This is a genomic window from Mucilaginibacter sp. HD30 (genome assembly GCF_054061755.1).
This window is the reverse complement of the sequence record NZ_JBSSEO010000001.1, coordinates 3,775,769-3,788,321: the sequence shown is the minus strand read 5'-3', so window position 1 is coordinate 3,788,321 and position 12,553 is coordinate 3,775,769. Positions and strand designations below refer to the sequence as shown.

Sequence of the window (12,553 nt, the reverse complement as noted above, 5' to 3'; positions counted from 1 at the left end):
TGACTATTAATTCTGCCAATTGATCAATGAGCACCCCTACAGGAGGCTCCTTGATATCTATAAAGCCCGAAGCGGAGCAATCACCAACATCTATGTTGCTACACAATAGACTGGATTGCTCCGCTTCGGGGACGTTGATTTGTCTATTGTGTAGCGGTTCCATCATATCATAAATTTTAGGCGGGTATATACAAAGTATTACAAGTACAAGCAGAGGAGTGCAGATGGGCAAAACAGGTGTGGACAACAGGTAAGCCAACCTGCCAAGCATTCGCATTCAGAGATACCATAAGAGAGCACATGACTTCTTACGACCGATCAAAACCGTTCACCCCCATTGGCATCACAAACTGGCGCAATGCCAACAAGGCGTTTGGCATAAAGGCGACGGACCGGCTACAGCACTTATACTGCATTGGAAAGACGGGGGTAGGAAAAAGCTCCTTGCTATACAACATGGCAATTGACGATATCCAGAAAGGAAGTGGAATAGCAGTACTTGATCCGCACGGCGACGTCGCAGAGCGCCTTAAAGCATCTATGCCGGAATTTCGAAAGGAAGACCTAATTTATTTCGATGCTCCTAACCCCGCCCTCCGCACGGGCTTTAACCCGCTGCAAGGCGTGCCAAGGGAACAGCGCCACCTTGTCGCATCGGAAGTGCTGCTAATGTTCAAAAAGATCTGGGGAGACATCGGCTGGGGGGCGCGCATGGAATACATACTGCGATACTGTATCTTGACCCTGCTGGAATACCCTACTGCAACCCTGCTCGATATACAGCCGCTTCTTCTCGACAATGTTTTTAGAAACCTGGTGCTCCATTATACAGACGAGGCCGCCATCCTTTCATTTTGGCACAACGAGTTCACGAATTACACCTCAAGCATGAGGGCGGAAGCAATCTCACCGATTTTGAACAAGGCGGGGGTATTCAACGCTAACCCAACCTTGCGCCGCATTGTTGGCGTACAGGAAGGCATCAATATGGATGCGGTCATCAATACAGGGAAGATTCTTGTTTGCAACCTTTCCAAGGGGCTTATAGGAGAGGACATCTCGCAGATACTCGGCAGCCTTATAGCCACCAGCCTGCAAATGGCTGCAATGCGACGTGCCTCGCTCCCGCTGCACGAGCGCACCCATTTTTATATTTTCATTGACGAAATGCACTCCTTCGTGTCCGGTTCCTTCGTCAGCATGCTTTCAGAAGTACGAAAATACGGCGTAGGACTGTTTTTGGCGCACCAATACATGGAACAGCTGCCCGAGCCGCTCCAGAAGGCCGTTTTGGGCAATATAGGCACTATTGTAGCGTTCCGCCTGAGCGCCCGGGACGCGAAAGTCATGGCGGAGGAGTTTTATCCCGTATTCACCCAGGGCGACTTCGTCAGCCTGCCGAGATTCCACTTTTACATCCGACTCTTAATTGACGGCATGGCTGGCAAGGCCTTCAGCGCCCAGCTTCATTAGAAACGGTTCTTTGGAACCGTTTTGCCATACTGTTATGCATGTAAGCTGAAAAGTACAATTGAGGAAACAAACAAATTCCTTAAACAACTTAACAGCAACCATCATGACAGCGACAGCAGAACCAAAGCAGGCGGCGGACGTGTACGGCATCGTAACGGACCGCATCATCGAGCAACTCGAGAGAAACGTAATCCCGTGGAGGAAGCCCTGGGCGCACGACCCGCCGCGCAACTTCCTGACCATGGCCGCGTACCGGGGCATCAACCTCCTGCTTCTTGCGGGGCAGGACTACTCAACGAACTACTATCTTACTTTCGACCAACTCAAGGCGGCGGGCGGAAGCGTGCTGAAGGACGAGAAGGCGCACCTTGTGGTGTTCTACAAGCGCACTGAGAAGGAGAAGGAAAACCCAGATGACAAGCAGGAGTACCTTTCGGTACTCCGCTACTACCGCGTCTTCAACGTGGCGCAGTGCAGGGACATACCGGAGCGACTTTTCCCCTCGGATTCGAGACACAGGATTCCCGCATTGTCGGCATGCGAGGAGATCGTGGAAAGGATGCCCAACTGCCCGCAGATACGGCACGGCAGGCAGGGGGCCTGGTACGATCCGCAAAAAGACTGCGTCACCATGCCCAAGCAGGGCAGCTTCGCGTCTCCCGAAGGCTACTACCATACCCTTTTCCATGAGCTTATTCACAGCACCGGCCACCAGAGCCGCCTGAGCCGCAAGGAGGTGACGGACAACGTCAAGTACGGCTCGGAGCCGTATTCAATTGAGGAATTGACGGCGGAAGTGGGGGCGTGCTTTCTCGGATCCGTTTCGGGCGTTGGGATAGCAGACCTGGAAAACAGCGCGGCCTACATCGGCGGCTGGCTCGAGAAGTTGCGCGGCGACGGGAAACTAATCCTCTATGCCGCAAGCAGGGCGCAGAAGGCCGTAGACTTTATTCTAAGCGCCCCGGCCGTTCCGGAATAATCCTACAAGACCCGCAAGGGTCTTTTTCTTATTTGCATGATTCATTGCGGGGGGCTTTAAAAAATGCGTATTCAAGCAAAACAACGTTGTTGATCTGCCGTGTTGACTTTTATAAAAGATTAATCAACTAAATAGTGGAGTGCGGTGAGACTGTCTGCTTCTAAAAAATTAAGTATTCAAAAACTTCCTCAGACCAAATATTTTTTTTTGAAAAAATGAATCTCGTTAATTCAGCTATAAATGAATCCGATGTTACTTTCAACTCAGCATAATGTGGGTTTTTATATCTATCGTCATACTCGACCTGAAGTTGCTTCCGTATTTCGCTACTGTTAAGCTTACTTAAAAAAATGTCGTAGGCGGCTATCAAGCGCCTAAAATTAAAGTCGTTGTTGTCAAGATAAACACTCACAATCTTTTCAAACGGAGTAAGCTTTATATGGTTTTTGATATAATCAAACTTGTTATCCCGTAATTTGCTCGCATTGAGAATGAGAAGCAGAGTCCCAGCATACATCAAAATGCGGCTGTGCCTTAACTTTACGTTTCGAATCGTCCATTTTTCGTTATTCTTCCAAAAATTATATTGATAGTTTACGGCGATACTCCTAAAATATCGAATCAAATCATTCATCAAAAAAGTAGCTTCTTTCGTGGGTTCTTTTATGACGTATTCCAGATATTTTGATAGAATCTCTTCGATTATATTATCAAAGAGCTCCTCATTATAAATTGGCTTTGACTCCATGATTATTAAGAGCCTTTGAGCCAATTTGTTAAGGTCGTCATCTTCATTGCCGATTTTTTCAATTAAATCGGATTTACTATATGATTTTGCGAATACGCCTGTTTCGTTTGGTAAAGGAATTTCCAGACTTTGAGCTATCTGTCTCACCCGTTTAACGATATCTTCAATAGGGATATCTGTTGTTTCATTGTTTAATATAACATAGTCCAAATCAGACTGGTCAGATGCCTCCATTCGCCCATAGGATCCGGCTGTTACAATGCTAAATGTTTTATTTTCACCGAATTCAGCAATACATCCTTCGTTTAGGCGGGTTAACTTATCGTAAGAATAATCCCAATTACTTTTAAAATTTACATACTTATCAAATCTATTTGTAAAGTTGGGTTGTTTGGGATATTCGATTTTCATGGATTTAGGATTTTAACAATGAAGTTCTGATTTTTTCCCTTAAAATCCAAACCTCTTTTTCATCTAAACTTTTAGAATTATTTGGCCAAGGCGCTTCTCCCCATCTTTCGTCGCTTTTATATCTAGGTATCAGGTGCCAGTGCACATGTTTTACTTTATTGGCCAACATTGCGTAGTTCACTAGTTCTGCCTTCATTTCGTCCTGAAGAACGGAACCAAGAATTCTCAATTCAATACAGTATTCCACATATTGGTCAACGGGAATCTCCTGTATCGTAGAATAATGATTAAAAGGCACATAAAGAAGCCTGCCATAAAAGCTTTGGTTATAGTTCAGAAATATCGAACCATATTCCATATCCGTGACCCACGTCTCATTTGATTCATTTTTCACAATCGTACAAAAAGCACACCTCGTATCAACTACAGGATACAATAATTCTTTGGGTTTTGATGCTGAAGCTCGTTGGTTAGACATAATGATATATACTTTACTGAAAATTATCAATAATATTATAAAGCGTAAATTTTATTTATTAACACTTCAACATATAGTATTTAAGCAAATTTCGGCCCAAATGGGAAATAAGGTATTCACTCGGCCTTACCCGCACACATATACCGCCAAAGTTTCATCAATGGTGCAATAAGCTTTTCAAGCACATTGCGCCATTGATCTGCTGTTTCTGCTCCCGCAGGCAGACTTTGTCATTATTTGTGTGGCGGGAGCAGCCTCGTTCATTAAAGCTTTCCCTGTCTTTTATAGACCCTCCCGGTTGCTCGGGACAATAAAAGCCAGCCGCTTATGTCGTTTGGCTCGCCTGCGCCATCGCAACGGCTTCACAAAGAAATCGCATTTGCTATTCCATACAGTGCCCATTTCTCCTATAACAAATCCTGAATTCTTTGTTCGTGTAAGACATTCTATGCAGCCGCTTTGCTCCCTCTGCATAGACCGTTGCTCAACTCGCGACCACCTGCGTTGCTCTCCGGTGGTCCGAACGGCTCGCTAGACTTAAATGAAGCCGATAGAACTACCTGGTAAGGGGTTTTTCAATACTCGACGGTGTGAGCGGCGCACAGAGCTTAATAAGCGTTAAGGGCTATTAAGGAATTTAAAATTTACATAAACGGGCCCAAACCCGCATGGTTGCTTTATTTCTACTCCTGCTCTTAGTCAATTCTATATAAAGACTCTTAAACTTTAATTTATTATTTCTTTATTCGAATAGCATAAATGGACGTTACTGGCTCGTTCGCATCATTAAGGGCCGAAACCTTTACATATAATGGTAAAGTCTTGTCTATATCACCAGTATCGGCGTTAACGTTAAAACTTATCTTGCCCGTTGTGTCTACCACACCCTTGCCAATTAAATCGCTCACCCGTCCTACGCTGGTAGATTTTCCGCTGATATCTAGCTGGTATAGCTCAACTTTAGCTGTTACCCCTTTAGAGACATACCCGCGTTTCTTAAGCAGATAAATATTAAATACATTAGGGGTCGTAACATCAATAGTGCTGGCGGCTGATTCTATCACAATATTATCAGGGTTTGACGGTTTAATTATAAAAGGTTCGGTTTGCGTGAAAGTTTGAGTACCCTTGGTTATACTAACAGTTACATAATTCGTGCCCGATACCATTCCCATCAATAATAGTGCATTAGCCGCACCCGTACTGTCGATCCGTAACTTAGAATTCGCTAAATTCTGGTAGGTACCAAGTGATGTACCTGAAAACGTCACGGTTCTAAACTCTTCCGTTATATTTGCGGGCAAAACAACTTTTACGCGCGTAAGCGATAATCCGTCTGCCCTTAGGGTATCGTTACCCGGGATTTTCACGTCGATAACCACGGCATCAATACGACTGTCTGCTTTTTGACAGGCCGTATTAAAGCAAAGTACCGCGACCAACAATAATATCAAGTATTTCATAACTGTACGGGTTAAATTGCCTTGAACGCAAACGTAGTGTAATACGGGCTCATAAGACTTCCGTGTTCCTTAGTCACGAAGTTAAAGTGCACGACGTTTGGAGCACCGTGCATCGCCTTGCTTATCTGAAAGGGTATTCTGTAGGACTGGTCGGGGTCAAGGGTATAAATTTCCCGTTCGGTTGAAAACTTGTAAGCCCAGGGGTCAAGATTGGCAATATGCAGGTCTACCTTCTGCATTCCAGATGGAATGGTGTGAAAATAAGGAATGAGATAATAAGTTCCGCTTTGGCCATGAGCGTCAAGAGCGATTGCGGAGACATTATTGCCATGGGCATCTTGAAGACCCACATTGATTGTTTGTACAAGTGACATATGCTGAGGTTTTAAGTTACAACGGTTAATTTATTCCAAGCAGGGTCGCTACCTTGCCAAAGCCCTTTGCCACATTAACATCAATAGTTGTTGAAATTGTTAGCGAGTGCTTCAGCTCTTTGGTGTCTATTAAAGGATTGCTATTCTTTAAAAAATAAAACTGGTCGCCTATATTGATCCGTATGGCCCGGTTAAGACGCAGGCCCGCGCCGAGCAGCAAATTGTTCGACCCGCCGAGCGAAGTGACGTACCGTGTGGTGTTTATGTCACCAAAAAAGTTCTTAGTTATGCCGACATACAAACTCAGGCGCTTCAGCAAGATGTCCCAACCCTTGTATTTCCTAAGCGGCGTATCTTTGTTTATCGGTTTTAGATAAACGTTCGCGCCATAATACAAAAAGAAATTGCTTAAGGCCCAGCTATAGCCCACGCCTACGTCGGCACCTATGTAAGGGCTATTTTCAGTCTCCATTGATACTTCTGTGGTTTCGTGCACTAAATAAGTTTGCGCTATCACCCATTGCAATATAATTGGAGTAAAGCGTGCGGCGAATTCTTGCTGCAACTTGGGCGCGTCAACCATCAGGGATATTAGGTCCTTTTCAAAAGAACTTACAAAAGGTTCCGCGCCGCTGAAACATTTTTGAATAAATTCACTTTCTGCCACAGTAGGCCCATTCTGGCTATGCTTCGCAAAAAAATCAAGGAAAGCTATTGTCACTTTTACCGTCTTATCATCCGCAAGTGTATCTGGGCTATAAACAAAGTCACTGCCTTGAAATTTCACAGAACCGGCAAATATTTTGTCAAACGCATCCGCGTCAATTAATTTGGAAAAAGCTGTCAAAGCTGTTTTTACACTTATGTTTTCCTGAGAACCGTAAGCATCAATACTGCTATCTAAGAAAGTTGCCGGCGCGTGCAGTAAAATATATTTCAGAGTCGTTACAATGCGCGTCTTGTTTCTTGTAATCTTTTCGTCAATATTTTCCAAATAAACCTGTTTGTTTTTCCCCAGGTCCGCTTGTTTATACGCAAGTTGCCAAAAGGCATCGCGAACAGTCGCGAACGGCTCATCGTTTGAATCGATTGTAACTTCCTTACCATCTTTATTTAAGATACTATCTTTTACGTTTGGCTTTTGTTGTAACAGCATATTATTTAAGCTGGCTTGCAATCCAAGGTATGATTCGCCGGTAATTGTAGGGTGCTGCGCAAAGAAGCTCTGAATGGCATTGAAGACATCATCGGAAAGCTTTTTAGCAGTGGCGGGCGTTGCGCCGAATTTCGATTTAACGATAAATTTATAAACGTATGGAACGTTGGGGTGTATTTCGCCACTTCCAACCAGAAAGCTTTTTTGAGCGCTGTTGCTACGGCTCCATGGCTGTGGCGGGTTTTTCAGATACTGGGTTCCCGGGTCAATTGCCGCAAAGCTGGGAAAATAATAACCATCATTCCTTGTTCGGGTTTTATCAATTTTATAGTTAAACCCTACTTCAAAAACGTCATCGCCTATCGCGCCGGTAATATTAAATGGAACATCAAAGGGAGGCACCTCCTGAAATGTTGATTTTAAGTCAACCGTAACAACTGGAACCTTTTTGATGTCAGATTGAGCTTGCGCTCTTAATGCGGTAATTGTCAATAACAATAAAAGCGACGACAAAAGTGATAAGTTTCGCATGTGGTAATAGTTAAGGTTTTGCTAACTTACTAGTAATAAGGCAATAATCCAAGACAAATCGTAAAAAAAATCAAATAATTCCACGCACTTTTTACAATGTCATTTGCTAACCTATAAAGATCTTGAGAACGAGATGTACGGGTGATTTTACAAAGGCTTTATTTATAAACATGGCTGACGCTGCGACGACCAACTTGAGGCCAATTGGGGATGTTATTCATTAACTGACTCTTTTTTTACGATAAGCAAAAAAGACCCATTTTATTGGGTCTCATAAGCAATAGGTTGCGCTACAGCGTCTGTATCGGGTTGATGCTTTTGATTTAGGATATTATCAACCACTTTTGGGACATATGAGCGTGCATACAGAATCATCCGGAGTATCATCCAACCGTTGATACGACAAGCCGTTGTTGAAGACAGTAGTTTCAATCCCTGTTGTTGAGGCACGATAATCTGCCCCAGTTTCTGCACCTACTCCTCAAGGATAGACCTCTGATCTAAAGTTTGAATTATATGCCGCCGCCTTACGATTGAGCCTGTTTTGGCATCCTATGAAAGCGCTGTCTACGCCTTGGGGTCCTGCCCGTAATCGCGTATCATCTCCCATTCGATGCTGTCCTTGATGATCTGGGAGATAGGCGCCTCGTCGACGCCCTGCCTCTTGGCCATCAGCTCAAGGAGCTTGATCTGCGCCCTTTGGTAGCGAAGGAAGCGAGGAATGCTGAAGATCAGGCGGGTTACTACGATGCCGGCGATGAAGGCAATAAACATGTAAAGTGCGAGTGAGGAAAAATAGCTTTGCTCGTTCATGATATGTTGGTTTAGTTGCACTAAGATAAAGGAATTTTCAAAAAAGCAAAAATATTTGTCTAATAGACAGGGGCTTAGCATTAGATCGCAGCCGGTCGCTCAGCATTGAAATGATTTTCCGCGTTTCATTCCTTCCATGACTTGGCCGCACGCCTTATTTATACGGCGGTGTCATTGGCGCCAATGAATTTCTGCGCTGTTGTGGGATAATTCCTTCCGACCGTGTTCCTCCTCGTTGCCGCCGCGCCCCGCAAATGTATGCCCCCCGGCCGCGCAAGGCCGTGCAAGTTGCCCGGACAAAAATCTCCACTTCTGCAAGTAGTATTTTTGTCCGGCAAGCCTTGCCGCCGCCTTCGCGCGCATTGTTGTTGCTTAACGCGGCAGCAATAGCTTGGTGCGCGCCAGCAATACCGCCATTTGGATTATTCAGGAAAGGTCATTAGCTTTACGTAACCGCTTGCCAGCAAGCGGAATGCGAACCTTTTAACCTTGTCATCATGAACATCGAGAAACACCGTCACCACTATTTTGACGACCTCCAGATCTCCTCCCAGGCCTTCTACCAGCATGTCCAGGACACCATCGCCGGCCGCAGGTATCCCGAAGTGAAGTGCTCGCGCAGGAACATGTCCGAGGACGGCATCTTTTCGGACCGGAGGGAGTACCTGGTCGTGAGCCGCAAGCGCCACCAGTACCTCATCTGCGCCGCGCCCTTCGGCACGAGCTTCTTCATATCCTACTGGCTGAGGGAAACCGAAAGCATCGGCGCGCAGGTCGCCGCCAGGCTTCCCCTTGTCGGCAGCGCGATAGCGAAGAGGGCGGAAACGAAGACGCTGTTCCAGTGGGACACCGAGATCCTGTTCAAGGAAAGCATAACCAACGTGATTGAGGACACCGTAAAACAGCTGGCAGGCACCAGGGCATACCGCCAAATGCAGGATGCCGCTGGAAACTGACATGTCCCTGACGCCGGCGCAGAAGCGCACCGCGGAGTTTTACGCCTGGGAACAGCGCGGCAGGGGGTGGTTCCTGGCTCCCGAACCGGTGGAGCTCGAGCCGCCCTTCGTGCCGTTCTACGCCTACCAGACGCCAACTGTGCATGTTGACGACGGGAAGAAAACGACCTGGCTAAGCAGCATAGCCGCCGCCTTCAGGGAGCCGCGAGAACAGGCATTGCCAGAATACGACCATACTGCCTTCGAACCCATTCCGTTTGCCGAGGAGGGCGAGCTCTGCATAATTCGCGTTCACGTACCCCGCCAGTCCAGAAGCACCACGGATGCCATGGAGCGGGCGCTTTCGTTATTGGCGGCCTGCCTGCCTCCCATGAGCGTGGAAGTCGTGGCAGACAGCGGACGGATCGTTATGCAGCTTGCCGTCAGGGATCAGGTATCGGCCTTTGTCCGCAGGCAGCTCTCCGCGCACCTGCCGGAGTGCGTCTTCGAAGAAACGGCGGAGGACGCCCTGTTTGAGCTCATTCGGTCTGAGCAGTCGCTGTATGTAACCGACTTTGGTCTCGCGGAAGAATGCATGCGGCCGCTTGCTACACATAGGGGCGGAGGCGAGCCGCTGCTGAGCCTGTACGCCGTGCTTGAGCACCTTGCCGGGGAACAGCAGGCGGCTGTACAGATACTGTTTTCGGGAACGGTCAACCAATGGAAGGAAACGCTGGTCGAAAGCGTAAGCGACAACGGCGGCTCCTTCTTCTGGGATGCCCCGGGAATGCCCAGGCTTGCGGCGGAAAAGGCGGCCAGGCCCCTTTTTGCAGCTACCGTCCGCCTGATAGCGCAGGATGGGCTTTTGGAAGAAGCTGAAGTCTTGTTCCGTCAGCTGGCGGTACCGCTCATGCACGCTGCCGAATCGCCGTTCAACTCGCTCATCTCGCTTCCTGACGAGACCTACACGGTGCCGCAGCGTCTGTACGACATGCTGATGCGCACCTCCCGCCGCCTGGGAATGCTGCTCAACAGCGCTGAGCTGGCTACGCTAGCGCACGTCCCGAGCGGTTCAGTTTCGAGAAAGCTCTCGGGCGGCTTTTCAAAGACCGCGCCCGTGCCTGCTTCACTGTTGGGACATGCGTATCACTTGGGCACCAACACGCATTTCGGCAGCCAAAATGTTGCAACCCTTGACGCGGCGCAACGCAGCCGTCACATGCACGTTTTGGGCAGCAGCGGGACCGGCAAGTCGACGCTGCTTCACTCGCTCCTCATGCAGGATATCAATAACGGAGAGGGCTGCATGCTGCTGGATCCTCATGGGGACTTATACGAGGCCGTATTGCACGATATTTCCGAGGAACATATACACCGTGTCGTTTTGATAGACCCGAGCGACGGCGAATTTCCCATCGGCTTCAACATCCTGGCCGCGCACAGCGACCTGGAAAAGGAACTGCTGGCTTCCGACCTTGTCGCGCTGTTCAGGCGCTTCAGCACCTCTTGGGGCGACCAAATGAACAGCGTGTTTGCCAACGCCATATGCGCCTTCGTGTATAACAGGAAGGCAGGCACCATAGCCGACCTGCGCAAATTCCTTATCGAGCCGCTGTATCGCACTGAAGTGTTAAAAACCTGCACCGACCCGGACATCGCATACTATTGGCACAAGGAATACCCCTTGCTTAAAAGCACGTCAATTGGGCCAATCTTGACGAGACTTGATAGTTTCCTTCGGCCGAGGGTCATCCGCAATATGGTCGGCCAAACAAAGGGTTTGGACTTTCGGGAATTGATGGACGGCCGGAAGGTGGTACTGGTCAAGCTCTCTCAAGGGCTGTTGGGCGCGGAAAACAGCTATCTTTTGGGAGCCTTGCTGGTTTCAAAGCTGCAACAGACTGCCATGGCACGACAGATACAGGAAGCGGCAGAGCGCGTTCCGTTCTATTGCTACATAGATGAATTCCACCACTTCGTAAGCCCTACTCTAAATGAGCTTTTAGCGGGCAGTAGAAAATACGCTCTATCCCTTATCCTCGCCCACCAGCAGCTCGCGCAAATCTCCGACCACGACATCGCCGCAAGCCTCATGGCCAACGCGGGCACCCGAATCGTCTTCAAGGCGAGCGACGCCGACGCCAAAAGGCTGCAGGACTCCCTTGCCCACTTCGCCGCGGAGGACCTGCTGAACCTTGGCACCGGAGAGGCGATTGCGCGCGTCAATACCAATGAAGGGAGCTTCAACATTGCCGTTGACCGTTACCTAGGCGAAAATTCAAGAAGTTTTAAAGAAGAAATAACGGAACGTTCAAGGCGGCGGTACGGCATGCCGCCAAAGGATCAAGCTCTGCCTTACGCGGAGCCGGCAACGCAGGAGCCGCCAGTGTCGCCAAAGCCGCCTCCCGCTCCTGTGCAGCAAGAGGGGGAAGATACCGCTGCGGCTGCGAAGAGGCACGAGCAGCGCGAGCACGTGGCGCATCCAGCACGGCATCAGGAAGCTTGCGCAGGAATACGGCTATCGCGCCCAGGTGGAAGCCACAACGCCAGACGGAACAGGGCTGGTCGACGTGCTGCTTGAAAAGGGCAGTACGCGCCTGGCTATAGAAGTGTCGGTATCCACCGGCGCCGAGTGGGAGCTGCACAACGTCAGAAAATGCATGGCTGCCGGATACAATCAAGTTATAGTCTGCTGTCCGGCGAGTACCCGCATAGCGGCCATGAAGCACAAAGGATGGCCAACCATTCCCCGTATACGATGAGACCGCTCGCATGTTCCATAACCATGTTCGAACTACATGGGTTTTAAGATGAATTCTAACCGCTCCGCGCAGGTTGTTTGACCGGCTTTAAAAGGGCACTTGGACTATGTTTTTCACAAAATGCGTGCTTTTATTCGGAAAACATCATTGTTCAAAGCGGGCATTTGAGGGGAGTTTTTTTTGGTGACCTAAAACTATGAACCGCCGGCAAAGACAAAGAAGTTTGCTTTATCTGAAGCGTTTATCATCGCTTAAGAACGACAGAAGGGAAACTATTTGCCGACGTCTATGCGGAGATATTGGAATATTAGTTTGATTATTGTATTCAAGCGAAAAACACTATATTCTTTTTGGTGAGCGCCTACAACAACGTACGATTGACGCGAACAGAAAGGAAGGGCTTCAGCGCGGTGACCGTGAAGGGTTTCGG

10 protein-coding genes are annotated in these 12,553 nt (G+C 48.1%); 4 read left to right on the top strand and 6 right to left on the bottom strand.

The features are described 5' to 3' along the window. The first annotated feature begins 300 nt into the window (after positions 1–300). Positions 301–1,473 (top strand): type IV secretory system conjugative DNA transfer family protein, encoded by a 1,173-nt coding sequence (locus ACVW2L_RS17910; protein ID WP_457129323.1) that lies wholly within the window; start codon positions 301–303, stop codon positions 1,471–1,473. Between the two features lie 103 nt (positions 1,474–1,576). Then, on the top strand, positions 1,577–2,452 hold the full coding sequence (locus tag ACVW2L_RS17905) for an ArdC family protein (protein ID WP_457129322.1): 876 nt from the start codon (positions 1,577–1,579) through the stop codon (positions 2,450–2,452). A 160-nt stretch (positions 2,453–2,612) separates the two neighbouring features. Here ACVW2L_RS17905 and ACVW2L_RS17900 read toward each other — a convergent pair whose 3' ends face one another. The 6 genes from ACVW2L_RS17900 to ACVW2L_RS17875 all read right to left on the bottom strand — a co-directional run bounded on the left by ACVW2L_RS17900 (position 2,613) and on the right by ACVW2L_RS17875 (position 8,426). Then, the gene (locus ACVW2L_RS17900; protein ID WP_457129321.1) at positions 2,613–3,611 is read right to left on the bottom strand and encodes a hypothetical protein; all 999 of its coding nucleotides are present in this window, start codon (positions 3,609–3,611) and stop codon (positions 2,613–2,615) included. 4 nt (positions 3,612–3,615) lie between these two features. Next, positions 3,616–4,089 (bottom strand): HIT family protein, encoded by a 474-nt coding sequence (locus tag ACVW2L_RS17895; protein ID WP_457129320.1) that lies wholly within the window; start codon positions 4,087–4,089, stop codon positions 3,616–3,618. Positions 4,090–4,823: 734 nt separating this feature from the next. Beyond that, on the bottom strand, positions 4,824–5,552 hold the full coding sequence (locus ACVW2L_RS17890) for a hypothetical protein (RefSeq protein WP_457129319.1): 729 nt from the start codon (positions 5,550–5,552) through the stop codon (positions 4,824–4,826). A gap of 11 nt (positions 5,553–5,563) precedes the next feature. After that, entirely contained in the window at positions 5,564–5,926 is a 363-nt protein-coding gene (locus tag ACVW2L_RS17885; RefSeq protein ID WP_457129318.1) for a hypothetical protein, read from the bottom strand. Between the two features lie 25 nt (positions 5,927–5,951). Beyond that, positions 5,952–7,613, bottom strand: a complete 1,662-nt coding sequence (locus ACVW2L_RS17880; RefSeq protein ID WP_457129317.1) for a hypothetical protein — start codon at positions 7,611–7,613, stop codon at positions 5,952–5,954. Between the two features lie 567 nt (positions 7,614–8,180). Beyond that, positions 8,181–8,426 carry a hypothetical protein gene (locus ACVW2L_RS17875; RefSeq protein ID WP_457129316.1) on the bottom strand — a complete coding sequence of 82 codons (246 nt, stop codon included), beginning with the start codon at positions 8,424–8,426 and terminating at the stop codon, positions 8,181–8,183. A gap of 497 nt (positions 8,427–8,923) precedes the next feature. On the opposite strand from ACVW2L_RS17875, the gene ACVW2L_RS17870 reads away from it, so the two are divergent. Both ACVW2L_RS17870 and ACVW2L_RS17865 read left to right on the top strand, forming a co-directional pair. After that, positions 8,924–9,382: a hypothetical protein gene (locus ACVW2L_RS17870; protein WP_457129315.1), complete on the top strand. Its 459-nt coding sequence runs from the start codon at positions 8,924–8,926 to the stop codon at positions 9,380–9,382. Next, entirely contained in the window at positions 9,366–11,942 is a 2,577-nt protein-coding gene (locus tag ACVW2L_RS17865; protein WP_457129314.1) for a type IV secretory system conjugative DNA transfer family protein, read from the top strand. Before ACVW2L_RS17870 ends, ACVW2L_RS17865 begins: the two co-directional genes overlap by 17 nt. Positions 11,943–12,553: the final 611 nt, after the last annotated feature.

Bases quoted from the DNA above. Each gene is read 5' to 3' on its own strand.
- ACVW2L_RS17875 (WP_457129316.1), bottom strand. From the start codon at position 8,426: ATGAACGAGCAAAGCTATTTTTCCTCACTCGCACTTTACATGTTTATT.
- ACVW2L_RS17885 (WP_457129318.1), bottom strand. From the start codon at position 5,926: ATGTCACTTGTACAAACAATCAATGTGGGTCTTCAAGATGCCCATGGC.
- ACVW2L_RS17880 (WP_457129317.1), bottom strand. From the start codon at position 7,613: ATGCGAAACTTATCACTTTTGTCGTCGCTTTTATTGTTATTGACAATT.
- ACVW2L_RS17865 (WP_457129314.1), top strand. From the start codon at position 9,366: ATGCCGCTGGAAACTGACATGTCCCTGACGCCGGCGCAGAAGCGCACC.
- ACVW2L_RS17900 (WP_457129321.1), bottom strand. From the start codon at position 3,611: ATGAAAATCGAATATCCCAAACAACCCAACTTTACAAATAGATTTGAT.
- ACVW2L_RS17890 (WP_457129319.1), bottom strand. From the start codon at position 5,552: ATGAAATACTTGATATTATTGTTGGTCGCGGTACTTTGCTTTAATACG.
- ACVW2L_RS17905 (WP_457129322.1), top strand. From the start codon at position 1,577: ATGACAGCGACAGCAGAACCAAAGCAGGCGGCGGACGTGTACGGCATC.
- ACVW2L_RS17895 (WP_457129320.1), bottom strand. From the start codon at position 4,089: ATGTCTAACCAACGAGCTTCAGCATCAAAACCCAAAGAATTATTGTAT.
- ACVW2L_RS17910 (WP_457129323.1), top strand. From the start codon at position 301: ATGACTTCTTACGACCGATCAAAACCGTTCACCCCCATTGGCATCACA.
- ACVW2L_RS17870 (WP_457129315.1), top strand. From the start codon at position 8,924: ATGAACATCGAGAAACACCGTCACCACTATTTTGACGACCTCCAGATC.